At 46.5% G+C, this 26,563-nt stretch carries 13 protein-coding genes and 1 pseudogene; 6 read left to right on the top strand and 8 right to left on the bottom strand.

What is annotated here, in order from left to right; genetic code table 11:
- Position 1: 1 nt before the first annotated feature.
- Genes D0T87_RS04330 through D0T87_RS04315 form a run of 4 tightly spaced genes read left to right on the top strand, consistent with a single transcriptional unit; the run spans position 2 to position 2,721 of the window.
- Complete coding sequence (locus D0T87_RS04330) at positions 2 to 1,327, top strand: alpha/beta fold hydrolase (RefSeq protein ID WP_163173129.1); 1,326 nt, start codon at positions 2 to 4, stop codon at positions 1,325 to 1,327.
- A complete protein-coding gene (locus D0T87_RS04325) occupies positions 1,327 to 1,545 on the top strand; it encodes an Arc family DNA-binding protein (protein ID WP_163173127.1) in 219 nt (72 codons plus the stop codon). The genes D0T87_RS04330 and D0T87_RS04325 overlap by 1 nt, the downstream gene beginning before the upstream one ends.
- Before the next feature lie 25 nt (positions 1,546 to 1,570).
- The gene (locus D0T87_RS04320; RefSeq protein ID WP_163173125.1) at positions 1,571 to 2,014 is read left to right on the top strand and encodes a hypothetical protein; all 444 of its coding nucleotides are present in this window, start codon (positions 1,571 to 1,573) and stop codon (positions 2,012 to 2,014) included.
- 38 nt (positions 2,015 to 2,052) lie between these two features.
- Positions 2,053 to 2,721 carry a GDSL-type esterase/lipase family protein gene (locus tag D0T87_RS04315; protein ID WP_163173123.1) on the top strand — a complete coding sequence of 223 codons (669 nt, stop codon included), beginning with the start codon at positions 2,053 to 2,055 and terminating at the stop codon, positions 2,719 to 2,721.
- 160 nt (positions 2,722 to 2,881) lie between these two features.
- Here the strand turns inward: D0T87_RS04315 and D0T87_RS04310 are convergent, their stop codons facing one another.
- From D0T87_RS04310 to D0T87_RS04280, 8 genes and pseudogenes are all read right to left on the bottom strand, one after another.
- Positions 2,882 to 4,282: a C1 family peptidase gene (locus tag D0T87_RS04310; RefSeq protein ID WP_163173121.1), complete on the bottom strand. Its 1,401-nt coding sequence runs from the start codon at positions 4,280 to 4,282 to the stop codon at positions 2,882 to 2,884.
- 47 nt (positions 4,283 to 4,329) lie between these two features.
- Positions 4,330 to 7,698 (bottom strand): glycoside hydrolase family 2 TIM barrel-domain containing protein, encoded by a 3,369-nt coding sequence (locus tag D0T87_RS04305; RefSeq protein ID WP_163173119.1) that lies wholly within the window; start codon positions 7,696 to 7,698, stop codon positions 4,330 to 4,332.
- On the bottom strand, positions 7,695 to 9,593 hold the full coding sequence (locus D0T87_RS04300; RefSeq protein WP_163173117.1) for a heparinase II/III family protein: 1,899 nt from the start codon (positions 9,591 to 9,593) through the stop codon (positions 7,695 to 7,697). Before D0T87_RS04300 ends, D0T87_RS04305 begins: the two co-directional genes overlap by 4 nt.
- Positions 9,594 to 9,623: 30 nt before the next feature.
- Positions 9,624 to 11,006, bottom strand: coding sequence for a Gfo/Idh/MocA family protein (locus tag D0T87_RS04295; RefSeq protein ID WP_163173115.1), 1,383 nt, complete (start codon positions 11,004 to 11,006; stop codon positions 9,624 to 9,626).
- Positions 11,007 to 11,073: 67 nt separating this feature from the next.
- A complete protein-coding gene (locus D0T87_RS25045; RefSeq protein ID WP_370526819.1) occupies positions 11,074 to 13,200 on the bottom strand; it encodes a glycoside hydrolase family 2 protein in 2,127 nt (708 codons plus the stop codon).
- Between the two features lie 24 nt (positions 13,201 to 13,224).
- Positions 13,225 to 14,361 (bottom strand): annotated as a pseudogene (locus D0T87_RS25040) (glycoside hydrolase family 105 protein); the annotation flags it as partial.
- A gap of 137 nt (positions 14,362 to 14,498) precedes the next feature.
- Positions 14,499 to 16,070, bottom strand: coding sequence for a beta-N-acetylhexosaminidase (locus D0T87_RS04285; protein ID WP_163173266.1), 1,572 nt, complete (start codon positions 16,068 to 16,070; stop codon positions 14,499 to 14,501).
- A gap of 990 nt (positions 16,071 to 17,060) precedes the next feature.
- On the bottom strand, positions 17,061 to 21,092 hold the full coding sequence (locus D0T87_RS04280) for a hybrid sensor histidine kinase/response regulator transcription factor (protein WP_163173113.1): 4,032 nt from the start codon (positions 21,090 to 21,092) through the stop codon (positions 17,061 to 17,063).
- Positions 21,093 to 21,414: 322 nt separating this feature from the next.
- Here D0T87_RS04280 and D0T87_RS04275 point away from each other — a divergent pair, with 322 nt between their 5' ends.
- Together D0T87_RS04275 and D0T87_RS04270 are read left to right on the top strand one after the other, a co-directional pair.
- Complete coding sequence (locus tag D0T87_RS04275) at positions 21,415 to 24,684, top strand: TonB-dependent receptor (protein WP_163173111.1); 3,270 nt, start codon at positions 21,415 to 21,417, stop codon at positions 24,682 to 24,684.
- 15 nt (positions 24,685 to 24,699) lie between these two features.
- On the top strand, positions 24,700 to 26,463 hold the full coding sequence (locus D0T87_RS04270; RefSeq protein WP_163173109.1) for a RagB/SusD family nutrient uptake outer membrane protein: 1,764 nt from the start codon (positions 24,700 to 24,702) through the stop codon (positions 26,461 to 26,463).
- The last annotated feature ends 100 nt before the right edge of the window (positions 26,464 to 26,563 follow it).

The raw sequence follows: 26,563 nt of genomic DNA, 5'->3' as shown, positions 1-26,563 counted from the left end.
GATGTTAAAGAAATATAGTATAATCATTCTGCTTTGCCTGCCCCTGTCTGCGCTTTTTGCACAACAACAGCATATGCAGTGCGCCAAAGAATTGCTTGAGTTTACTTTGGCCGGACAGGGAGATAGTGTGCACGTGCGATTGAATGAAGAAGTTCAAAAGGCAGTCGTTCCCGCAGTCTTTTCCCAGACCTTGCAACAACTGGAGAGTCAGTTTGGTAAATATCAGTCGCACGGCGATTGGCAAACAGATACCGCCGGCAATATAACCTTATATTATACCGACGTTCAGTTTGAGAAATATGCTTTACGCTTTATCACCGCTTTCGATGCGGATGGCAAAGCAAATACCATTCGTTTTGCCCCTGTGCCCGCTCCTTCAACTGCTTCGGCCATAAAGATGAACGAGGCGAAGATGGAAGAAAAGCCTATTGAAGTGGTGTGTGGAAAGTTCAGATTACCAGGTACACTGACATTGCCCAAAGGAATGAACAATGTTCCTGTAACCATTCTGGTACATGGCTCAGGACCGCAGGATAGAGATGAAACCATTGGACCCAATAAACCTTTTCGTGATTTAGCCTGGGGATTGGCTGGGCGGGGAATTGCTTCTATTCGTTATGATAAACGAACCAAAGTGTATGGCGCCGGATATGCAGAAGGTGGTGGAACCTACGATGAAGAAACCGTAGACGATGCCCTGGCAGCCGTTGAACTGGCCAAAACCATTAAGACACTCGATGCTAAGCAGATATATATTATCGGCCATAGCCTGGGCGCTATGCTGGCACCCCGAATGGCCGAACAATCAAAGGATCTGGCAGGCATTATTATGATGGCCGGGAATGCACGCCCATTCGAAGAGTTGTTGCCGGAGCAGATTGCGTATATCGCTTCCCTTCAGGATTCTTCGCCCGAAACAAAGAAACAAATCGAAGAGTTAAAGGTACAAGTAGCCAATGTGAAGAAGTTGGGTACGGATGGTTTTGACGAAAACACTCCTCTCCCCATGAATATTCCCCGGTCATATTGGGAGTTTTCCAACTCTTATAAGCAGGTGGAAGTGGCAAAAAAGCTATCTTTGCCCATATTGATTCTTCAGGGAGAGCGCGACTATCAGGTGACTATGGAGGACTTCGGACTGTGGCGTTTCGGGTTATTCCGTAATCCGAATGTGGCCTTCAAATCGTATCCGCAGTTGAATCACCTTTTCCATGAAGGAAGTGGAAAGGCTACTCCGTTTGAATATAATAAAGAGGCTTATATGCCTAAGTATGTGCTGGACGATATAGCCGGATGGATAAAAGATAAAAAAAGTATCAATCAATAATGAGTAAAAAAGAATCTTCAACCAAAAGTTTTGTGCTGCGGGTAGATGCGGAAACCATGGAAGCCATTGAAAAATGGGCGGCTGATGAGTTCCGTAGCACAAACGGTCAGCTTCAGTGGATAATCGCTGAAGCACTGAAAAAGAGCGGGCGGGTGAAGAAACCTAAGAAAACTGTAAATAAAGAGATCACAAATAGTAACGAGGACGCACATGATTAATCTTGGATTTAGATCGGGCAGAAATATGCCGAATGTTTATTTGGAACTGACTCTCATAGATCGTATTCTGGAGGGATTGGCCATACTTTTTACCGTAGCAGCCTGGATTCTGGCTACTGTTGTTTATTTTGGTGTGGTTTCTCCGCCAAGCAAATTGTTTGTTTCGCCCATAGCTATGACGGTGGCGATGATTGTTTTTCTTTGGGCGAGCCGTGCGCCGATTCGTTTTTATAACTTCCCCGTGAAACTAAATGAGCGAAACTATGTGATGCAATATTTCATAGCCACCCGTTTTACTCGTGTAGTAAGTTTAATTATCTGCCTGATGAGTTTTTGCGGATTGTTTATGGAGTTGGAATGGGTGTTTGGAATGACACAGGGCTTCTTTCAGCTAATGATGCATATCGTATTGGGTGTTTTACTTCTTTCTTTTGTTTTTTACTATATCTTTGCCTTCCGTAATCGCTGAATGACTGTTGATTAACACTATATAAAAAATAGAATAAAATGAAAAAGACACTGATTCTCCTTTTTGCCTTTATGGCATTTGGTGTGCATGCGCAGGATATTACGAAAGCTGTAAACCTGGGTAGATACGCTCAAGCCAATGCTGCTTACCCCAAGCAAGTGGTGTTTATAGGCAACTCAATTACCGATGGATGGCTGAAGGCCAGTCCGGACTTCTTTACCAGTAATAACTTTATAGGCAGAGGGATAAGCGGGCAAACCAGTCCTCAGCTTTTGTTGCGTTTCCGTCAGGATGTGATAAACCTGAGTCCGGTAGCTGTGGTGATCAATATAGGCATAAATGATATTGCACAGAACACAGGAGAGTACGTACCGGAGTTTACAATGAGTTGCATACAATCCATGGCGGAGTTGGCCGAGTATAATGGAATAAAGGTTATTCTATCTACTGTGCTTCCCGGGGGAGAGTTTCCCTGGCGCAAGGAAATAAAGGATGTATCCCAAAAGGTGGATGCGCTGAATGCAATGATTAAAGCATATGCGGAACCTAAAGGATATCCTTATATTGACTACAATACACCCATGAGAGATGAAAAGGGAGCGATGAAAGCCGGATTATCTACAGATGGCATACATCCAACCAAAGAAGGGTATCAGATTATGGAGAAGCTTGCTAAAGAAATGGTTGACAAGGTAATTCGTTTTTAACAGATTGCCGTAGAGGGTGTGTCATAAGTCGGTAAAGACACTTCGTCATTGCGAACGAAGTGAAGCAATCCAGCTTTTACGCTTTGTAGGCTGGATTGCTTCGGGTAAACCCTCGCAATGACGTTATGACACACCCTCTACAGTATTTCGTTTTAGATGATTACTCTTCATCAGCAAACATAGGGTCCCATGCCGGTAAACGGATTGGCTTTTGTTTCATTACCTCTTTAACTTTGCCGGTAATATATTTCTTTTCCAACACCAGACGGAACATATATTCATTGAACCATTCATCCGTCATAATGAGATGCCCGTTATTCGCTCCCGGACCCCAACTGTTTTCTACCATCCATTTTTTAGGCGTACCATTAGCATCGAGGTCTACCGCCATTAGCGTCATGGCGTGCGAAGAACCACTGGCAAAGGTCTGGATGCGCTGTTTCTTATCCATGCCGAAAGTCGTATCAAACAGAGAACCGTAGTCGTAGTAGTTTACATCAAGCACACCTCTGTCGCGGTCGAAGAACTTGCCCACGTCGCAGGAAAAGTACATCATAGTACTGTCCTTAATAGATGCGATAGCCATTTCCTTGATTTCTTCAATCGGTAGGTTGACGTACGTCCAGTTTTTACCATCATAGCGGTGGCGGTCGTAGTCGATCTCGTATAGCTTGTAGAATTCGCGCGTGGGGTCGTTCATCAGCATTACGTAGTCGTTCTCAATGTCGCCACCGATGAATTCGTTATAGAAGGACAGGGGAGTGTATTCTTTCGTTTCCACGGGTTCGCCTTTAGCGTTAGTACGCGCCCAGGTAAAGGTTGCGGGTGGTTCTCCCAGGTTTAGAACCAGCATGCGGTAGATCGTTCCCAGCATTTCGGTTTTGCTCTTTTCCAGTGCAGGGAGTTTGGCTCCTTTAGCCGATTGCTCGCGTAGTTGCAAACCGTATTCTTTAAGTTTAAGGCCAATGAGGTTGGACATTCTGCCGGTATTATCGCTGCTGTTTGTCTCTACCATGGCTTCGGCAGGTACAACACCGTATTTGGTCAGGATGTCGAATACGCCAGTGAATTGCCCGCCGTCGCTCAATACATTCTTAAAGAGCCATTCCACATGGCGGTCGTCCATCGGTTGCGTTCGGGTGTCGATGATGCCTTGCAGGAACAGGTTGGACTTTTCGAGCTGATCCCAGAAGAAAGAATAGTTGGTGGAGAATTTGAAATCTCCCATACCATATTTAGCAATGGCTTTGGCGCGGAACACGTTCAGCCCAGTGAAAAGCCAGCAACGGCCGGATGATTTCTGGTTGGTGATGCCTTTGCTGTTTACCTTATGCGAAAAGTACGTATCGAAGTTATTCTTGCTCTCCGTGTTGATGGCAAGTTGATTGATGTTGGTGTTGGTAATAGCATTTTGGATGGCCTTATCGGCTGTGGTTCCTTTATAGGATTGCTTGATTTGTTGCAGCATTTCGGGGGTGATTCCTCCATCCGGTTGCTGGGCGTAGATAGGCAACGTCATGGCTGTTAGCAGGACAATTGACCAAAGTCTTTTTGTTTTCATACTGTTTTTTAATTAGGTATTGGTAAAGCAAAGATAAAGAGAAAAAGTTAGTAACTCAACTTATTCTTCTGCTCCATATCCTTTGTTCCCGACACAGGAATAAGCGTGAATCCCCAGTTGTACTCCTTATCAGAATAAATGGTTGCATACTCCGTTGCCCTTGCTCCCCAACTGTTATAACCGGCCACTCCCTGTTGTTTCCAGTCGAGGCATACTTCGATAAAATTGCGTGGATTCAGGTCGTTAATATGAGTTTGCTTGCGCATAACATCTTTTGCTTGGGCTTCATCTTTATTCGCAATTTCTTCCGGTGAGAAGTTGGTCCATTGGTAGGGTGCATCAGACTCCTGCGCATCCAGATCTTCCACCGTATAGCGGAGCGTATTGAAACCGATCAGGCTATCGGCCTGTATCAGTAGGCCCTTTTGATTTTTGTCCAGTGCTGCCAGCCAGCGGGTATCGGTGTGGTGTCCGTTTTCCTGCGGACGAACATAGGGGTGATACATCTCATCTACATTGGCACGATACAGATCGACTATGGTACCTTTGTATCGGTCGCAATAATTCTCTTCGGGACCACGACCAAAGTATTGGATGTTTTGCAGCGAAAGAGGGATGCGGAAGCGTACACCGATACGGGGAACTTCCAGCGTATTCTTTCTCTTTATATCTGCCTGGGCTTGCGGACTGTGGGTGGCCATGAGTTCGGCTTCGGATTTGCTGATAACGATTTCTTCCTGTTGTATCGGGATGAACCTGGCCGAAATATTCATAATGCCGGTGGGGTATACACGATAAGTTATGATATAGTGATTCCCGGTTGGCAGAACATAGGTTAAGATCAGGCTTACCGCCTGTTTCTCTTCCTTGATCTCATAGGCATCTACGGTGAAATTCTTGCTCGCTTCTTTCCATATTTGCAGACGCTTGGGTGCTCCGTTTCCATAATCGTTATCGTTGGGAGCACGCCAGAAGTTGGGTTGAACACCAAAGTCTTCGCTGAAATATTCAGTTCCGTCCACCTGATATGAAGTAGGAATACCTTTTACTTTATCAAATACAAATGCAAGTTTAGAAGAGGATAAACGGATGGTCTGCGGTTGGTCATCCACCTGAATATCCGACCCTTTTCCTGTTTGATATGCTTTCTTACCGGCATAAACAGGCAACTCGAATTGATCGTAAGCGATGATATGTCCTGCCGGAACCAATGGCTCAGCCTCTTTGGTGGTGACTTTGAAATTAATGAAATACTCCACTCCCGGCTCTGCCTTCAACTTGCTTACGGGCAGAATAACCGTTTGACTCTCCTGTGGAGCCAGCGATAACGGAAGCACAGCCCTCCCGATAACACTGTGATTAGCCTTGATCTGGTATTCAACCCGGTATTTGGACAGATCGGTGAAATAGAACCGGTTGGTGATTTTGATTTCGCCTTTGGCCAGGTCTGTCGCTTCAAATCCAATGTTTTGGTGGGTGTACTTCACTTCTGCTATGCCCGGATGCGGGTTCTGATCCGGCCCGATAATGCCATCGGCAACGAAGTTTCCATCGGATGGAAGATCCTTGCCGTAGTCTCCACCATACGTCCAGTAAGGTTTTCCTTTATCGTCATAGGCGAGTAGGGAGTGATCTATCCATTCCCAGAGGTAGCCGCCTTGCAGGTGCGGATATGCATTGATAGCTTGCCATTGGCCGTAGAGGTCGCCGGTGGAGTTACCCATAGCGTGCGCATATTCTGATGGTACAATGGGACGGTCGGCTCCTGATCTGCCGATTTCCTCAAGCCAGGCAGCCGATGGATATTGGGGTACATACATGTCGGTGTTCCACTCCCAAAGGGCACGCTCGTAACATACAGGACGGTTCATCAGGCTCTTGTCCTTTTCTTTGAGCCAGAGGTAAGCCTGATAGAAGTTATATCCATTGCCGGCTTCATTGCCCAACGACCAAATGGTCACAGAAGGATAATTCTTATTTCGCTCGAACATATTCTCTACACGGTACAGGTGATTGGCGAGCCATGCAGGGTTATTGCCGAGTGTACCCCCTTTCCTGAGGTTGTAGTACATGCCGTGCGACTCAATATTGGCTTCATCATATACGTACAGACCGTATATATCGCACATTTCGTAGAACTTACGGTCTTGCGGATAGTGGCTCAGGCGCACGGAATTGATGTTGTTTAGTTTCATCAGTTCGAAGTTGCGTTTCATTTCCTCCGGTGTAACGTAATGCCCGCTATATTGGCTCACTTCGTGTATATTAACGCCTTTGAGTTTGATAGGCTGCCCGTTCACATAGAAAAGATTCTGCTTTTTGCCATTGATTTCGATATCGCTCTCTTTGATCTCGATACGGCGGAAACCGACGTTGAAAGGGATGATTTCTTCTTTTCCGTCATTGGTAACCGTGATTAATAGTTTATACAGATTAGGGTGCTCCGATGTCCATGTCGATACTTTATTAATAGTGGCGTCGAAGTTTACGGTTTGCCCTTCGGCAGGTACGTTCAGGGTTTCGGTAGACGTAGCGATTGTTTTTCCTTTCGCATCCAGCAGCTCGTAGCGAACAGTTGCCGGGGAGGAACCTTGCGAAAGGGTATTCTTTATATCTACTTCAAGTTTGAAGATACCGTTGAGGTACATGTCATCGAGCGTAGAAATTACCCGGAAGTCGTTTACCGCTACGCGGGGTTGCGACCAAAGGAATACATCGCGTTCAATGCCACTGATCCGCCAGAAGTCCTGGCATTCCAGGAAGGAGGCGGTGCTCCACCGGTAGATTTTAAGGGTGAGTATGTTCTTACCTTCGCGAAGGTACGGATTGATCAGAAACTCGGCGGGGTTTTTAGAGTCTTCACTATAGCCTATCTCTTTGCCGTTAATGTACACATAGGTTGCCGAACGTGCTCCCCCGATGTGCAGGTAAATGTCTCGGTCTTTCCAGTCGGCCGGGATTTCAATATCGCGGCGGTATACGCCCATCGGACTGTAGTGCGGCAGGTGTGGCGGGTTGGGGTTCCGGGGCTGGAACTCATACCCGTGGTTGATGTAGATGGGAGAACCGAATCCCTGTACTTCCCAGTTGCCGGGGACTTTAATGTCGGCCCATGTGGATGCATCTACATCGGCATCTGTAATGTTTGCCGGTGCCATGCCGTCGTTTTCGGTATAGAAGAACTTCCATGTGCCATTGAGCAGTTGATAGTATTTGCTTTGTTCGTACTCTCCGGTGAGTGCGGCGGCGCGGCTGTCGTAGGTCATGAATGTGGTGCGCGGCTTTTCTTTATTGACCTGCAACACGTTCATATCGCGCCAGTAAGGCAGGGTTTCTTTTGCCTGTAGCGGTATTGCGAATAGTGCGATAACTATTAGCGAAAAGAATATCTGTGTTTCTTTCTTACTTGTTTTCATTTCTTAATCGGTTTAATGGTAGTTCTGTAAGTACCCCGTGCCTCTGTGGTTGAGGCTTTTAATGTGATTCGGGTTAACTCATTTCCCCATACATGCGTCAGTCGGGGGTCTTTTACTTCCAGAATTTCGGTTTGGGCATTTAGCTGCGATGGGTTATAAGATAACTCTGCTGCTTCGCCGTTGCCATCGATCCGGATGGTTCCTGGCTGGGTAATCTCTGCTTTTCCCCATACGATAAAGTGTTGCTGATTAGGCGTAGTAGGGTTATCCAACAGAAAATCGTCTTCGATATATAACGCATGAGATGCCAGGCGATACGTGCGCTGCCACTTCTTTACTCCGGCTTCTGCGGGGTATGCACCTGCTATGTCCAGTGAGAAGGTTTTCTTACCCGGATTTGCTTTTACCTGGGAGGCTTTGTACGAACGTCCATATTTCTGTTGCTGACCGTTGATTTGAGGTAAGTTGTGATAGTCGCTTTGCATGGTCCATATACTGTAACGGTCCTTGCTGAACGTTTTTCCGGTGTAAGTTTCTACGCCGATATCTATAAAGAGGGGAGTATTGTTGATATATAGATTGAACGTTCCAACATCGTTGTGGTTATGGCTTTCATCGTTGTGTCCTCCTTTGGTTGCCAGAAACAGGTTTGGATTGGCCTGATAACAAAACTCGGTTTCCGGATACCAGGTGTACGGCTTATGCGGGTGCACAGAGGCGAAACTGTCTATTTGTTTATCATACCGGAAGGCTTCTAATGCGCGTAGCATATCCCGTTCTACGGATATAGGCTGGTAATGTTGTTTCTTGAGGTAAGCAGCAAACTCTTCCATCTCTTTACTTTCCACTTTGTCGCCGTAACGGGCAATCAGATGATAGTCCAGTCGTTCCCGGGCCGATGCATCGGCGAAGTTCACCACCCATCCGTTACCTACATAAGAGCGTGAAATATATTCGCCCATGTTTTTAATGGTGGGTTCGGCAAAAAGGGAGAGTTTTCCATCGGTCGCCTGATATATTAAATCCAGATAGTCGAACAGCTTCCCGGCGGAATGCCCCCAGTAGGACGGACCTTCCTCGCACGCACCATCGCTTTTGTTATAGTTGATGTACTTATCTACCGATACCATGCTGCGGTGTACAGCTTTCGCCAGTTTCTCCGGATCGTTCTCTAATAACAGGAAACATTGCAAGACATTGGAGTTGCACCACGTATTCCAGTTGTTGACTAGGGAGTTTCCGTCTTTGGCTCTGAAGGCCATCCACCAGAAGCGATCCTCCGTCATATAAGGAATGAGGATACGCTCGTTGATTTCTTCATAAAGCCTTTTGGAGAACTGAGGAGTTATCTTGTCGAATTCTTCGTGCAGGAAATAGTATATCCAGGAGAAGGTAGCGGCTACATCGGTCGATACGAGTTCCAGTACATGGTCGTTTTTAACAGGGAAAGTGCCTCCTGCCCGTTGAACTACGATATGTGCCGAGATGGACCAGGAGGTCATTTCGCAAACATGGAACACGCCGTCGAGCAAGGCGTCCAGAAACCGTCCTTTCCCTTCGGCAAGCTCGGCGATGAACAGGCGGGTGATGGCATGGATATTGGCATTATACGGGTCTGACATCGGACTGCGGTCTCCCGTGCGGGAGTATGCCATGTAATCGGTGGCTTTTATCACTTGCCATTGATAGTTGAGGTATTTTTCACCTTGTTCAATGCAATAGGCGGTGTTATCTCCCAGGAAATCGTTCCACCCTTTCCGGTCGGTATAATCAGGATAGGACACCCACTTCTGGTCCATGACGAGCCAGTTGGTCAGTGTTTGTATATCTGCTTGTTTTTGCAACAGGTTACGTTCCTGATAGGCTCTTGCCGACAGTGTTATCAGCAGAAGCATACAGCAAAAATATATTTTTTTCAGCATGGTTTATTGAGCAAATTGTAGTCCGTTAAGTTTATTCCAGGCGCCACGGGTGAAATCGGGGATTTCTACGGGTGCGCTGTTGTTGTCTAGTGAAATCTCGGTGAGAGGGATAAGGCAGCACCATTCGGCCAGGTCGTACACATCCATATCGAGGGGTAAACCGTTTTGCAAACAGTAAATCATACGATAATCCATAATGAAATCCATGCCACCGTGACCGCCTACTTGTTTGGCTTTCTCTTCAATATCCTTCACGATGGGGTGTTTGTATTTCTGCATCAGGGCTTCCATCACTTCTTTAGGTAGAAAGTCGTGGGCGTTGAGGTTCTCATGATTGGCAGCAACTTCGGGGTCAATATCGCCTCCGTCCAGTGCATAGCCTTCTACCGGATATTTGTTGGCAAAACCTTTGGTACCGGTAAGCTGGTACATGCGGTTATACGGGCGTGGCGAAGTCACGTTGTGCTCAATCAGGATGCTTTTGCCTTTTTCGGTGCGGATCATCGTGGTGGTGTGGTCGCCGTTACGGAAGTCGGTCACGGTTTCGCCTGTTTTCTCTTTGATGTAAGCCGGGTTGCCCACTGCTTTGGTATCTACCGATACGAGATAGTTCAGCTTGTCGCCCCGGTGAATGTTCATGGCCTGGCATACAGGGCCTAAACCGTGTGTAGGATATACATCTCCGCGATGGGTGCGGTTGAAGTCCATGCGCCAGTTGTTCCAGTATTGATCCCAATACGGTTGCAGTCCGTGAATGTAAGCACCCTCACCGTGCAACACCTCGCCAAGTAAGCCTTGTTGCACCATGTTCAGTGTGGTGAGTTCGAAGAAGTCGTATACGCAGTTCTCCAACTGGATGCAATGTTTGCGGGTTTGTTCCGATGTATTGATGAGGCCCCATATTTCGTCCATGGTCATGGCGGCGGGTACTTCGATGGCTACGTGTTTGCCGTCTTTCATGGCCTGTATGCCTATGGTGGCATGGCTTTTCCAGTCGGTGGCTATGTAAATCAGGTCTACGTTGGGCAGGGCGGTTACTTTTCGCCATGCGGCGGTGTCTCCGTAGAATTCTTCTGTTTGGGGGAGTCCGCGTTTAACCAGTGTTTCGTTCACTCGTTTTGTGTTCTCTTGTTCCACATCGCACAGGGCAACGATTTCTACTCCGGGGATGTGCGTCATGCGGTTTACCGCTCCGGGTCCCCGCATGCCTAGTCCGATAAAGGCAACGCGTACAGTGGGTATAGGGTCGCAGGTAAGTGCCAACACATCAGTTTGTCCTGCCGGACGTTCGGGGGTGGGGGTTGGAATAACACGTGCACATTCGCGGGTTTGGCAACCGCATAGGCAAATGGCTACGATGATTAAGGTCAAAAAGTGATTTCTCATGATCATTTATATTGAATTTAATAGATTGATTTGCCGCTATATTGCTTTTTATACACTTCAGATCGTACTATAATCCGGAATGTTCTTTTTCTCTTTCTGTCAGGGTCTGGTTTCCGGCTTTGTTCTCGGGATGGTAAAACCAGATGATCTGATCCTGGTATGTGATCCCGTTGTACTTAGCCTTTACTTCTAACGTATTTTTCCCAACTGCTAAGTTAACATTTTCAAAGATATAATGAACCGGGGTCGTGCCTTTTTGTGCGGACTTAATTTCCTGCCCATTAACAAAGAGGACGGGTTGCCCCAGATTTGAATAAACATTAACAGTGGTCACGGCCTGATAGCGTTCCGTGTTTCTGCGTCCGGTAATATAGAGTACGGGCTCTTTACTCCAATTGGCTTTGTACCAGTAGAACGGGTCTTTTTTTGTTTTCCGGTCGAAGGTAACCAGTCCTTTCATGTTCCGGGCTTCGACACCTCCTTGTGCCGCCATGGGAGTACAAAAGTCGAACATGTTCCAGATGTAGGAAGCTGCCAGGTGGGGCGAATGTGCTATATATCCCCAGTGCTTCTCGTGCAGGCGGGTGGCGAAGGTTTCGTTGTAGGAGTTGGTGAATCCGCAACAGTCGCCTACCTCACCTGTCTGTTCGTCTTGCTGGTCGATGTTGGCTTCGGCGCCATATTCGGCCAGTATAATAAGGTGGTGAGGATAGTCTCTTTCAAGGCTTTCGAGCCAGGGTTTGAGATCTTGTGTTTTTCTTTCGTACCATCCGAAATAGCGGTTGATACCTTGTATGTCGGCTTGCATATTCACCGGGTGTCCGGCATCTCCATAACCATTGACGGCTACGGTGTAGCGTCCGGGATCTTCCGACTTGGCCAGGTCGTGGAGTTCCGCGGTGATTTCGGCGGTATAGTTATGCGGTATGTACACTTCGTTGTGCAGGCCCCATACATAGATGGAGGGGTGGTTGTAATTTTGGCGGATAAGTTCCGTCAGTTGCCGGCGGGCATTATCCGCCTCGTGTGTAGTGACCCGGTTGACGAACGGAATCTCTGCCCATACCAGGAAACCGATGCTGTCGCACTTGGCGTAGACGTACTCTGCCTGTTGGTAATGTGCCAGGCGAATGGTGGTAGCCCCCATTTCGCGGATAAGCGCGAGGTCTTCGTCGTGGTGCGCATGGGTGAGCGCGCTGCCTACCTGCCAGCGATCCTGATGGCGGCATACGCCGTACATGGGCACTTTCTGCTCGTTCAAATACAGGCCGTCACCCTTCTTGAACCGGATGTGGCGTACACCTAATGGTTGGGTTACTTCATCTGTTATCCTGTCTTGATGATCGACCAGTTGGGTGACGACTCTGTATAGATATGGGTCTTCCAGTCCTTGCCACAGGTGGGGATGGCGCAGGGTGAACTGCTGTTCGGCAGTTTGCCGTCCTTGCGGCGAAAGGATGATGTTGGTTTGCTGTTTATCTTTAATACGTCCGTCGGATTCATAAATGGTGGTAACCAACCGCATGGGTAGCGGGTGATTGTACTTATTTTCGAGCTTGGTACGTATGTTGATCGTTGCCGATTTCCTGCTTACCTCTTTCTGGCTGATGTATAGTCCGGGTGAGGCATGATCGGTGACGGCAATATGAACTTTTTCGGTGATGATGAGGGATACAGGCCGGTACATCCCTCCATATACACCAAACAGGTTGTGGTTGACGGGAATGACATCGGGGCGTGAGGCGTTGTTGACCTTGACGAGTATTTCGTTGGGTTTGCCAACATTCAGCAGGGAAGAAATCTCTACGGCAAATGCCGGATACCCCCCTTCGTGTTTCCCGGCAAACTGACCGTTAATGTAGACATGGGCGGTACTTGCCACGCCTTCGAAACGCAGAAAGATGCGTTTATCCTTATGCGTGAGGGCGGGAGTGTAGCTTTTGCGGTAGTAGGCTTCTCCGGCGTAGAAGCTGTTTTTCTCTGTTTGCATGTCGGTGGCATTCCAGGTGTGAGGAATGGTGACGGTTTCCCAGGCGGGATCGCCAAATCCGCCCAGGATGGATTGATCGGAGAGAAAGGGAGTGGCGGCAGCAAGGACAGGGTCGTGTTCGAATGGGCCTTTTTTGAATAGCCAGTTGTCGTTAAAGGGGATGGTGATGCGTCCGGAAGCTGGCTCCGGTGCCTCATCGGGCACCTCGCCGGTGGTGAGTTGGAGGAGTTCCGTACCTGCCAGCAGTAAGGCACCGGGGCCATAAACGGCGGTCATGTTGCGTGTAACGGCTTTCGGGTCTGCACCGATGGGTTGCACCCAGCCTAGGCGGCCTTCCTCGTCGATGGCTGTGGCCAGGGCTTTCCATGCCATAGCGATTTTGGGAAGGAATGTCTTTTTGTCCAGCAAACTGTTGTTTACACCATATGCCAGTGCATAGGTGATGAGCGAGGTGGCGCTTGTTTCGGGGGTGGGATAGGCATCCGGGTCGAGCAGACTGGCGTGCCAGAAACCTTTCACGTCTTGTAAATCGGCCAGCCGGGTGCACAGCCGGACGAACAATGCTTCGTAAAACGAACGGTATGCCGATGTGCGGGGCATGTGCTTAAGGATATTGACCAGTCCGGCGGCAACCCATCCGTTTCCTCTGCCCCAAAATACTTTCTTTCCGTTACGCTCTGTCTGGTTAAAATAACTATCGTCACGGAAAAACAGGCTGTCTGCCGGACTGTACAGGTGGTTGTATGTTCGATGATATTGTTCGTTCATGAAGTCGATATACTTGTTGTCTTGCGTAATGACCGACATTTGGGTATATACGGACGGTGCCATGAACAGGGCATCGCACCAGGTCCATGCCTGTTTGCTCTCGTAATCCATGGCCGGATGGGGTGGATGGTTGACAATGGCATCTAACCGTTCGCGGGTATCGGCAATCATGGCATCTTCCTTATAAAGTGCATACATGGCAAGGTAGAACTGACTGATGCAAAGCTCGTCGGCATGGTATATACCAAATTGGGGATGGTGGATGAAGTTGCGGGGGAGTTTCCAATTTGCGTCATTACCTGTTTTCAGCAACCACTCGCGGTATGGGGCGGGGTCCTGGGCCACCAGGCTCCACCCGGCCAGGCCGAGGAAGAACGTGGCGTTTGTCCAGGCATCAATTCCGTAGTCGTGAAGGTGGAATGCGTTGCCTTTGGCAGAGTAGTTAAAGTCGGACATTTGCTTTCGGGCAACCGCCTGAAGCGTGTGATATATCTCCGGCTTTGGGGGGAGGTCTGCTCTGCCTTGGGCAGCACAAATATATGGAGAACCTATTGATAGTATAACCGACAAGATGCCGGTAGCGAATGTATTTCTCATGGCTAACTTTTCTTTTGCAATTAAAGTTCGTTTCTGTAACTGACTTTGATTGCAAAAATAGGTAGCCGGGACTTGTTGCTGTTGCTGGATTCACTATTTGTTTTGCTCAAATCCGGCTCAGGGGCTTTTCTGTACGATTATCCGTTCTGTAATATATCTTCCTTTTCGGGTGCGCCGGGTTCGGCGTGCTGTTCGGGACGGAAGGGGTTGAAGTAGTAGATGCCCAACGTGTCGAGGTAGTTGAGGAATACGGGCAGTTTCTGCATAAACAGCGAGCACTCCTTTGACCTTGCAGGGGTCCAGGCGGCTTCTGCCACGGCAGCCAGGCGGGGGAACACCATAAAGTCGAGTCGCTTGGGTTGGGCGATGCGTTCCGTCCATATATTCAGTTGCAGGCCGATGATCTGGTCCTCGTAGTTTTTGGTGAAGTGGATGATAGGATCGGGGAATCGGTATATGTCTTCGATGGAGTTGTAACCGTTCCAGGTGCGCCCCACGGTATGCGTGCCGTATTGAACGAAGTCGCCGTAGAGTGGGCGGCGTGGGGTCATGATGACACGGAAACCTTGTTCGAGGGCTTTAACGAGTTGCGAGGGTTTGTCGTGACGCCACCACATCACTATGGCTTGGGTGGGCGATACGCCCGAATCCACAATCTCGTCCCACCCGATCATGGTTCTGCCTTTTTGGGTGAGCATATCGGCCACCCGGCGGATGAAGTAGTGTTCGAGGCCGAGTTCGTTTTTCAGGTTATGGTCTGCAATAAACTGCTGGATTTGCGGGTCGGTGAACCAGCTCTGGTTCCCGAAATGTACTTCGTCGCCCCCGATATGGATGTAGGGAGCGGGGAAGAGGCTGACGATCTCGTCCAATACATTATTGATAAACTGAAAAGTCTCTTCTTTGCAAGGATGGTAGGTAAAGTGCTGCCAGCGTCCTTCGCCGCCACCGGAGATTTCGGGGTACGCCCGTCCGGCCGCGCTGGCATGTCCCGGCATATCAAACTCGGGGATGATCATGATTTGGCGTTGGGCGGCATAGGCCACGATTTCTTTGATATCCTCCTGTGTATAAAACGTGGCGGGGGCTTGCGGGTCGTGCCAGTTGCCGATGGCTCCGACGGTGGTCAGTTTTGGATACTGTTTGATCTCGATGCGCCAACCCTGTTCGTCGGTCAGGTGCCAGTGGAATATGTTCATTCGCAGCGAGGCCATGATGTCGAGGTATTGCTTTACCTTTTCTTTGCCGAAGAAGTGGCGACTCTCGTCGAGCATGAAACCGCGCCAGGCGTAGCGTGGGGCATCTTCAATCCGGCAAGTGGGGAGGGTGCCTTCGCCCGCACGAGCCAGTTGCAGCAATGATTCCTTGGCATAGAACAAACCGGAGGGCGAAGAGGCTTCCAGTGTCACGACTTCGGGGGTGACATGGAGTCGATACCCGTCTTTGACTTGATCGCCGGTGGAGTTCAATATGAATTTGATGGTGTTTTTACTTTCTTTCCGGGCAAGGCGAATGGACTGAAGCTCTTTATCAAGCGTTGCGGCTAGTTGCCGGCTGTGTTCGTCCTGGCCTTCAACGGTTGTTTGATTGTGGATCGTAAAGTTGCCCTTCTGCACAGACTGTTTGGCGGGGGTGGGGAAGAGCGGTAGTTGTGCCCATAACTCCGGAATAATGATGAGTAGGCAACATAGGGTGAGTACTTTTTTCATGTGTAAATCGTTGGTTTTTATTTCTTTTCCGGACATTTCTTTGCAATTTATCCGGGTTTATTATGTGTACATAACGTTTGGGGTTAAAGATAGGGAAGAATTGGGAATGTTGTGTTACTGGATTCACTATAAGTTTTGCTGTAAATAAGTTGAAAGGTGTTTTTGAGGGTTTCTTTTGTCAGAATGTCAGTTGGTGACAAAATGATAATCGAGTTACGCTGTATGGCTTTGTTCTGGCCGGCGGTGAAGAGACGTCGGAAAAACGTAAAGGTGACGGTTTTGTGAAATCTGAATAGATAGTATATTGTGGCTTTTATTTCTTTTTGATTCGGTTTCGTTTGAGTTAAGTGTGATAATGCTGTTTGTTTTTCCATATAAGAATAAAGTGTCAATTTTCGCTTGTTCATTCATTTAGGAGAACCAAGAGAAATAGAGTAGCTTTTCTTCATTTTTCCGGCAAGAAACAAGCGTTTCTCTTTAGAGATAGTAGCATTTCACTCGTTTGCCTATTGCATATTAATGAAATGCAATAAGCATTTGAAGCGTAAGGTTACTTCATATGACGAAAATGCAATAAGCAAATCGGAGAAATGCCGGTTTCTCATACCCGTTTTTGTATCGTTCTCCTAGTTTTGAGGTGGTTTTAGAAGCTGGAAGGGGAGCTTTGATGAAGTCTTGAGTAAGCAATTTGTTTGATATTTGAGAGTTTTGAAAGTGAAATTGGCGAATTGTGATCAAAGCGTTTTTTTTGTGCTTGGGCTGAATTTTGATGATGTAAGGGGGGAATGTTAGGAACAATAGGCTGAGGAATTGAGTATATAAGGATGAAATATTAGGTATAAAATAATGAAATCTTAACCACAAGAAATACATTCTGTAAGGCTGAAAGCCTGTTAGATTTAGCCTAGGGCCAGGGAGTGAAACGACCGCAGCCCTAGGTCAAGTTCATATTTAGCAGGGAGTTCTGTAGGAACGATATACAAATCAATCTTACCCCTCCTTCTTCCTATACTTCTTTGCAAACGCCGTTGGCGTTTCATCAAACTCCTTCTTAAAAGCTGCCGTAAAATACGACTGGCTCTCTATCCCTACCCGTTCCATAATCTCCCGGATAGACAAGTCCTCCTCTACCAGCAGTCGGGCAGCCTTTCGCAGGCGATAATTCAAAATAAACTCGACCGTCGATTTACTTGTCAAACTCTTCACCTTATTATATAACTTCGCCCGGCTTATAGATAGTTCAGATGCAATATAATTCACGTCCATTTCCGATTGGTCAATATTCTTTTCTACAATCGCAATAAACCGCTTCAGGAACTCCCGGTCCTGCCGACTGCCTCCCAGTTCAGTAGTATCAGCAAAATAATTCTTGGCATAATACTCCTGCAACTTCTTCCGTGTAGTGAAGATATTCTGCACCGATGCCCGGAGCAACCGCGAATCAACCGGTTTCTCGAAATAAAGATCCGCTCCCGAGTCTACCCCCTCCAGCTTACTCTCCAATCCCGTTTTCGCCGTGAGCAAGATAAATGGAATGTGCGACAGGTTTATATCCCCCTTCACCTCACGGCACAACGTGATACCGTCCTTTTCGGGCATCATAATATCACTAATGATCAATTCCACGGGCGACTTGCGGAGAACATCCGTAGCGATAACGCCATTGGCCGCTTCAATCACCTCAAAGTCGGCAGAAAGCGATTCCGCAATCAATCCCCGCAAATCATCATTATCCTCCACCAGCAAGATATGCTTCTTCTCCGACAAGAGCTTCTCGCTCGACTCGTCCAGCTCGCCCATATCTACAGCCACCTCTTTATTCATGTCCATATCCTCCTGCGTATAAAAATGGCTTGCCTTCGACAGCGCCACCACCATATCCGTGCCCGATTCGCGCTCACTGTATATCGTTAATACCCCCTTGTGCAGCAGCACCAGGCTCTTTACCAGCGCCAACCCGATACCCGTGCCCAGATGCGAGTCTGCCTTATCCGAATTCACTTTGTAGAACCGTTCGAAAACACTGGCTATCGACTCTTTTGAAATTCCAATCCCCGTATCGCGTACCACAATCAGGAAAGCATCTTCCGGAATCGTATCTCCCTGCACGGTAAAATGATTAATATGCGAAGAATGGAATCCCTTTGCATCATTATACGTTTCGATAGAAATATGCCCACCCTTCGTTGTATATTTGAACGCATTATTCAGCAGATTCAATAAGATCTTTTCCAACACATGCCTATCTGCATAGACCGAAGCCGGCAGATCATCACATTTCACCTCAAACGTTACTTCCTTTTGAAGCGCATAATTCCGGAAATCATAAGCAATGGCACCGACCAGATGATTCGCATCCAGCGGAGCAACCTGTAAAGCCATCTTTCCGTTCTCAATCGTGCGGAAGTCCATCAGGTCATTTACCAGATTGAGCAAACGTTGCGCATTATTATCCAGGATACGGTGATATTCTGCCTTCCAGCCCGATTCCTGTAACTTTTCCAGTACCGCGATAATAAGGAATAACGGCGTGCGGAAGTCGTGCGAAATGTTGGTGAAGAAACGTAATTGCGATTGATGAATCTCCTCCTTCTTCTGTTTGTCTACCGCATCCAGATATAATTGCAGTTTCATCCGTTTACGGATATGATAATGCCGCAGAATAAAGAATACAATCGTGCCCAATATCAGCATATAGACCATATAAGCCGGCAAACTCAACCACGGAGCCGGCAAGCGTTTAATCTCTACGGTATAAGGATTTGTGTTCCACATGCCGTTGCTATTGGCCACCATCACCTCGAACGTGTAGTCGCCCGATGGAACCTTGGTATACGATGCCGAACGACCCGTAGCTCCGGTTTCCGTCCATCGGTCATCATATCCGCGCAAACGGTAACGGAAGCTGTTTTTACTCGGATTAAGGTAATTGTCGGATGTGAACGTAAAGCCAAAGGTAGACTGGTTGTGCTTTAATACAATACACTTAGGGAACCAGGTCGTGTCGTTTTTCGCATCACTGGGAGTAGGAGTGGCAGGAGCATGGTCAATCAGGAAATCCAGCATAATGAGGTTCGGCTCGCGTTCGTTACGGCTCAATAACTTAGGATTAAGTGCTGTGAAACCATTTGTGCCACCGAAATAAAGCTCTCCCGTACGGGCTTTGAAAGTAGATAGCGGATAGAAAACCTGCCCTTGTGTACCATCCTCCTTGTCGAAACGCAGGCACTGACCGGTAGAAATCTCATACCGAAGCAACCCATTATCCGTTCCCAACCAAAGATTATTCTCGTCGTCCGCGCATAAACTGAAAATCGAATAGATATTAAAACGCAGAATATCATCGTAAGTCGTAAACTCCTTTGTACGGGTATTAAACTTGATCAGTCCTCCTCCAATCGTACCGATCCACAAATCTCCGTTACCGTCTGTACAAATGGCCTGACTGTTGAGGTATTGATTGTCCGGCGAGAAACTTTCCACCTCCTTGGTCACCGTATGGATCATGTATAACTTCTCCGAAACCAACCACAGTTGATTATTCCCCCGGCAAAAGTCGTAAATGAATTCCTCCCTGTCGGAAAGCATATAATGCGTAAACTTCTGTTCGCTGAAAGAATAATACGATACTACGACTTTATTTAGCTGATACGTGATCCACAGCCCATTTTCGCCCTCAAGGATAATCTTGCGCAAATCGTTTGTAAGCAATGAATTTTCATTCTCCGGATCGTGCCGGAAATGCCTGAACTGCTTGCTGCGTGTGTCGTAACAATCCAATCCGCCACGGAACATGGCAATCCAAAGCCGCTGCTGCGAATCGTAAACAACCGATTTCGTATTGTCATAGGCCAGGCTGTTCGGCGAGTCTCCCTGCCTTAGATAGGTGAATTCGCCCGTCAGCTTATTCATCCGGTTAATACCTCCACCTTCGGTAGCAATCCACAAATACGTATCGTCTTCTGTAAACCCGCTTATCAGATTATGATTCAATGCACTAACCAGTGGGGTGTAACTCTTCAGCCATACACTCTCGTCCGGGTTCACATAACACAACCCACCGGAGTATGTTCCGATCCACATATTCTCCTGCCGATCTTTCGTAATGCTCCAGACCGAGTTGTTGGGCAAACTAAACGGATCAAACTTAGAATGTATATAGTGACTATACAGGCCGGTTTCGGGATTAAGGATATACAACCCTTTTTGCGTTGCAATCCAAACCGAACCATTCTTATCCATGCAAATCGTCTTCGTTAAAACATTTCCGCCGTTCTCCTGGTGGAAGAAGTCATAAACCTGTTCTATTGTTGCTGTAGGGATATCAATTCGGAATAATCCCCGGTCGGCAATCAGTACCCACAACTTATTGCGGTCGCGGGTAATGCTTTGTATATTCGCCCCTTCATCAAATGAATAGAAGTGCAAGAACTCGTCCGATTCATAACTATAGCGGTAAATATCCTTAACTGTACTTACAAACAAACTACGTTCATCGCCTGTATATGATGTACTCCGAAGAAGACTCTTGCCTTCGTAGAGCGGCGTGTGCAACGTACCATCCGGGAAACGAATCGTCAGTTTTCCCTCCTTTGCCATCCAAAGGTTATCATACGAATCTGTATATAACTCCGATACCGACTGATTCATTATCTTATGGAACGTTTCGACCCACCTGTCATATATATACAATCCATTGGCTGTTGCCGCAAAAACATTCCCCTTACCATCTGCCTGGATACCATTGAACTGGCGTGTCTTGCCCGAACCCATATGGACCTCGGCAGAGAAAGCCGTGTGGTAATTCTTGTACTCATAACCATTGAAACGATACAGGTCATTATCAATAATAAACCAAATTAACCCATCTTTATCCTGTACTATAGACGAAACCCCGTTGTAGTAGAAACCACCCTCGGGTGAGAACGTACGGAAACGATAAGATTCCTTTGCCTGTATTACGGAAAAGGCGGACAACAAGATGATTATCCATCCGGAAATAATTAACTGTTTGTGTATCATAGGGGTGCTGAGTTTACATACAAATATAACAGATTAGAAAAACACTCAAATATGTTTTTCTTCTTTTTCTGAAAATATAGTTATTTGAGCAAATGCAATAGTTAAATGAGCAAATGCCTTCTTCGCGATAGCCTGCTTTTATATATCTTCTGTAGAAATAAAAAATGAGGCACATAGTTATTTGCGCAAAAGATATAGTCAAACCGGCAAGCCTTATAAATAGTAAGAACGTATGTTTGCAGAACAAATTTGTGATCGATCATACATCTAATTACTAACAAAAAATAAGGTGAAAACAAGAACCTTTAAAAATCTATTGCTTATGAGACAATACTTATTATTGTTATTCCTCGGCGTCCTTTCTCTTACGGCAAATGCGCAAGTAAGCGTCAGTGGCGTAGTTACCGACGCAATGAACGAACCACTGCCGGGCATCAGCATCGCTGTGGAGAATAGCACAACAGGAACCATTACGGATTTGGATGGTAAATACAATCTTACCGTACCCAACAGCAATTCAACCCTTATCTTCTCTTTTATAGGATATAAAACGCAGAAGATAACAGTAGGAAACCGCACCGTCATTAATGTAACCCTTATGGAAGACATTGCTACCCTCGACGAAGTAGTTGTAGTAGGGTACGGTACACAGAAAAAGGTAAATGTGACAGGGGCAGTATCTTCTATTAACTTCGAAGACCAAGCCTTGTCGCGTCCTGTAACCAGCGTATCTTCCTCACTTGCCGGACTAAGTGCCGGATTGTCTGTTTCCCAGGGATCTGGTCAACCAGGTGCGGATGGTGCAACACTTCGCGTGCGTGGTGTGGGAACACTAAACGATAACAACCCGCTAATTCTTATAGACGGGATGATCGGATCAATCGACGATGTTAACCCTAACGACATTGCCTCCATCTCTATTTTGAAGGACGGAGCTTCGGCAGCAATTTACGGAGCACGCGCAGGCGCAGGAGTAATCCTCATTACCACGAAAACAGGGAACAAAGGAGGAAAAGCAACCGTAACATACTCCGGTCGCCTATCCATTATGAATGCGGTGAATCTACCTGAAACAGTAAATAACTACGCCGACTTTATGGAATATACCAACGAAGCCAACTGGCAGAGTGGTGGTGACGGAAAGACATTCGACGCTATAACGGATATTCAACTCTGGCGCGATAAAGCAAAAGATCCGAATGGTATTAATGAATACGGCTATCCTAATTATATTGCTTATCCGAATACAAACTGGCAGGATGAGACTTATAACAAGAACAGCATGAAGAGCGAACATAACCTTTCTATTTCGGGCGGTAGTGAAAATACACGCTACCTTATGTCGATAGGGTATGTCGACAATCCGGGTCTTGTAGATTATTCGGGTATGGAACGCTTCAATATGCGTGCAAATATAGAAGCGGATGTAGCCAAATGGCTGACTGTGGGGACACGTATCTACGGAAACAAGGATCGTCTCGGTGTTCTTGATTTCGACGGAACGGGAGATAACGCCATAAGCAAATGGCTGATGGCAGCCGTACCGGGAGTTACTCCTTATTATGATGGTGTGTACGGAGGAGCGGAAAGTATCAATGAAAATCCGAGTCCGATCAATATCCGTCAGCGTCTGGATGCTTACGCAACCGGGCGGAAAGATAGAACCCGTCTGAACACTACTATCTATGCAAAAGTTAAAATTATGGACGGTTTAACCTATGATGTAAACCTTAACTACGATCGCTTGTGGCAGGAAACAAATAAGTGGGGAAGTGCAAATAACGCAAGGAAATATAGCTTTAGCCGCGGAAAAGAAATAAGCCCGGCAACGGCAAATGACCAACTAAGTACTTCAAACAACCGTTACGATATATACTCCTATACATTGGAACATCTGTTGAACTATTCCAAAACCTTTGCAAAAGACCACGATGTTACAGCTTTATTGGGTTACCAGGAGTATTACTGGAAACAATGGGATAATGGAGCAAGCCGTAGAGGATTGATTGATGAAACAATTCATAACCTTTCCTCCGGTACCGAGGTATTATCTGCCACAGGTACAGTGAAAGACCGTGCGTCACGCGCTATTTTCGGACGTTTGGGTTATGCTTTCAAATCGCGCTATCTATTCGAGTTTAATATGCGCTATGACGGACACTCACGCTTCCACAAAGACCAGCGCTGGGGAACATTCCCTTCCGTATCGGCAGGTTGGCGCGTAACCGAAGAGAGTTTTATGGAAAATACCCGTAGCTGGTTGGATAACCTGAAACTAAGGGTATCCTGGGGTAAGAACGGTAACTATGGTGGATCAAGTGTTGGCGATTATGAATACCAGGGTGGATATTCTGCAGTAACGTACCCTTTTGGCGATTCCCAACATTCAGGGTTAGTGCAAAAAGATATCGCTAATCAACTGTTAAGCTGGGAAAATACCAGTACAACAAATATCGGTTTGGAAGCAGCCTTCCTTAATAACCGCCTGACATTTGAATTTGATGCTTTCTGGAAAAAAACCGATGGTATTCTGTACAGGATAACTATTCCTCTGACAGCAGGTGACAAAACAGCACCTCGTATGAACTTGGCCGAATTGGAAAATAAAGGATATGAATTTACCATTGGTTGGAGAGACCGCGTCGGAAAGTTCAACTATGGCGTATCTGCTAACCTGAGCTATGCTACCAACGAAGTAAGCAAATATAAAGGTACATTAGAACAAGGATGGGTAGACGGAAATTGGGTGTCTAATCTCGGCGATGTCTCTCAGGGCGACAGAGAGCGTGTTGTAGAAGGTAAAATGATGAATGAATACTTCCTGCGTACAGTATACAAGGGAACCGGAACCTATACCAATACAGACGGTACAGTTAATCCTAATGGAGGGCCACGTGACGGTATGATACGCACAGAAGCCGATATGGCGTGGGTGAAAGCAATGGTAGCCGCCGGATATACCTTCCAGGGACAAACAAAAATAGGCGAACGCGATGGCTTGTACTATGGTGACTATATCTACGCGGACAACAACGATGATAAAGTACTGGGTAATGACGCCGACCGTAAATTCCTCGAATCATCGTCCATACCGAAATACACGTATGGTTTCCAACTATATGGCGAGTGGAAGGGGATTGATGTTTCAATGAACTTTGCCGGTGCCGCTGGCTTCAAACTATTGATGTATGAAAAAGGTTATAATTCAACCTTATTCGAATTCGGACGTGGTATGTCACAGAAAGTAGTAGATAACCACTACTTCTATGATCCGGCAAATCCGGACGACTCACGTACTAATATTCATGCTAAATATGGTCGTATAACCCAGTCGACAGTAAACAACAATCACGTTTGGTCCGATCTTTATCTATACAAAGGTGATTATCTGAAACTGAAAAACCTGACTATCGGATACTCATTGCCTAAACAGTGGTTGAGTAAGATTAGTCTTGAAAAAGTAAGATTCTACTACTCGGGAGAGAATTTATTCAGCCTGGATTCATTCCCAGGCACAGATCCGGAGCAGGGAGCAACACCTAAGTATCAACCTATCAGACAACATGCCTTTGGTGTGAATGTTACATTCTAATTAAATTATCGTGATATGAAGAAAATTTTAATCATATTCAGTATTATACTATCGTTTACTTCTTGTAAAAGCGATTTATTGGATACTTACCCATATGACAAGGCTGGTAGCGAAAACATGTGGACAACAGAATCGCTGGCAGATCAAGGGGTAGTAGGGATATACGAAACTTTGAGGCAACCTATGATTGCTGGTAAAATTGACCAACTGGAAGCATTTGGTGTTTCGGGTAATAATGTGTGGCTTTGGGGGTGGATTAACTGGATGACAAACCAAGTGTCAGCTTCCGAAGGAATGTTTGCTAATTATTGGAAACAACATTATGAAATGATCAGCCGGGCAAATGATGCCATTGCGAACTTAAATAAAGCTCCGCTATCGGAGGAAAAGTACAATCGTTTGATGAGCGAAAGCAAGTTCCTTCGTGCTTATGCATACTATCGTCTGAATATGGTATTCGATGGCGTACCGGTTTATCTTGAGCCTACCAAAGCCGAAGATTTTACGAAAGCTCGTGAAACTGCGGCGTCCGTTTGGCAAACAGTAGTAGCTGATCTGACCGACTGTATTAACGACAATAACTTTCCGGCCCGTTATGAAGCTAGTAATACGCTCTATGGAAGAACTACAAAAGGCGCTGCTTATGCACTTCGTGGTAAAGTCTACCTTTGGCTGAAGGAATGGGCGAAAGCTGAAAGTGATTTCAGAAAGGTAGGAGAAGCAGGGTATAGTCTTTTCCAGGGAGAATTTGGCGACCTTTTCACAGAAGAAAATGAAAGATGTCCTGAGATGATTTTCTCTTTCCAATGTATCCGTACAATAGGTTTAGGTAACAACGTAAGCCGGTACTATGGATCACACATCACTCATGGATGGTGTATAGCCGACTGTGCGCCTAACACCGACTTCGTTAACTCATATGAATGGGCAGACGGCCGGCCTTTCGACTGGGAAGATGTTTTGCCGGACTATAATAGCATGACTCCCAAACAACGTGTTGTATATTTCTTCCGCAACAACATGACAGAGGCTGAAAAAACTGCAGCTGCGGCGGCAGGCGCAGATATGAGTAGATATCTGCCAACAGGTAACGAAGAACGTATCTTACGGGTATACACCAACCGCGATAAGAGAATGAACGGTTCGGTTATTACTCCGTATTCAACTTTCGAAGGAGGAGTGGCTGGTACTCCTAATACGTATACAATGCGTTGGCCATACCGTGGTTATGGTGCACCTAATTTTGATATAGAGTCCAACACCAAAACAAGTTTTTATTATCTCTATCGTAAATTCGTAGGTGTAGGCGTTGATCCTTATATCAACCGCGACAACTCACCAATTGATATTCCATTAATCCGTTACGCTGATGTATTACTGGGATTGGCAGAAGCCTTGAACGAACAGGGAAAAACCGGTGAGGCACTTCCTTTCATCAATGAGGTACGTGAACGTGCAGGAAAACTGGCGTTAAAGTCTGGCGGTAGTGGACCTGTGAACGTAAGTGACCAAGCCGATTTAAGAAATCGTATCCGTCAGGAGTTCCGTTGGGAATTCTGTGGTGAAGCTATTAGTTATTTTGAAGAAATACGTTGTGGTACATATAAAGAAGCTAAGTTTTTCCCAGGTGCAGCGTTAAAGAATATTGAAGGAAGCCAGGGACGAAGTGCAACAGGTCAGAAATTTGTCTGGGGCGATCGGATGATGAGATGGCCTATTCCACCGGTTGAAAGAGAAAGGAATCCTAATCTGACCCAAAACATTGGTTGGGAGAATTAACTCATCTTCTTACTTCAAATTGACCACTTAACACAAGTATATATGGCTGCTTTTTATTAGAAAAGCAGCCATTATTATTTATTAAATCATATCTTTGCAT

Origin of the sequence: Bacteroides sp. 51 (assembly GCF_010500965.1) — a bacterium.
In the GTDB taxonomy this organism is placed as follows: Bacteria; Bacteroidota; Bacteroidia; order Bacteroidales; family Bacteroidaceae; genus Bacteroides.
Note: the sequence above shows the minus strand (reverse complement) of the source record. Positions and strands in the feature narration are given on the sequence as shown.

Excerpts from the sequence above, each read along its gene's own strand:
- D0T87_RS04330 (WP_163173129.1), top strand. The coding sequence starts at position 2 with ATGTTAAAGAAATATAGTATAATCATTCTGCTTTGCCTGCCCCTGTCT.
- D0T87_RS04325 (WP_163173127.1), top strand. The coding sequence starts at position 1,327 with ATGAGTAAAAAAGAATCTTCAACCAAAAGTTTTGTGCTGCGGGTAGAT.
- D0T87_RS04320 (WP_163173125.1), top strand. The coding sequence starts at position 1,571 with ATGCCGAATGTTTATTTGGAACTGACTCTCATAGATCGTATTCTGGAG.
- D0T87_RS04315 (WP_163173123.1), top strand. The coding sequence starts at position 2,053 with ATGAAAAAGACACTGATTCTCCTTTTTGCCTTTATGGCATTTGGTGTG.
- D0T87_RS04310 (WP_163173121.1), bottom strand. The coding sequence starts at position 4,282 with ATGAAAACAAAAAGACTTTGGTCAATTGTCCTGCTAACAGCCATGACG.
- D0T87_RS04305 (WP_163173119.1), bottom strand. The coding sequence starts at position 7,698 with ATGAAAACAAGTAAGAAAGAAACACAGATATTCTTTTCGCTAATAGTT.
- D0T87_RS04300 (WP_163173117.1), bottom strand. The coding sequence starts at position 9,593 with ATGCTTCTGCTGATAACACTGTCGGCAAGAGCCTATCAGGAACGTAAC.
- D0T87_RS04295 (WP_163173115.1), bottom strand. The coding sequence starts at position 11,006 with ATGAGAAATCACTTTTTGACCTTAATCATCGTAGCCATTTGCCTATGC.
- D0T87_RS04285 (WP_163173266.1), bottom strand. The coding sequence starts at position 16,070 with ATGAAAAAAGTACTCACCCTATGTTGCCTACTCATCATTATTCCGGAG.
- D0T87_RS04280 (WP_163173113.1), bottom strand. The coding sequence starts at position 21,092 with ATGATACACAAACAGTTAATTATTTCCGGATGGATAATCATCTTGTTG.
- D0T87_RS04275 (WP_163173111.1), top strand. The coding sequence starts at position 21,415 with ATGAGACAATACTTATTATTGTTATTCCTCGGCGTCCTTTCTCTTACG.
- D0T87_RS04270 (WP_163173109.1), top strand. The coding sequence starts at position 24,700 with ATGAAGAAAATTTTAATCATATTCAGTATTATACTATCGTTTACTTCT.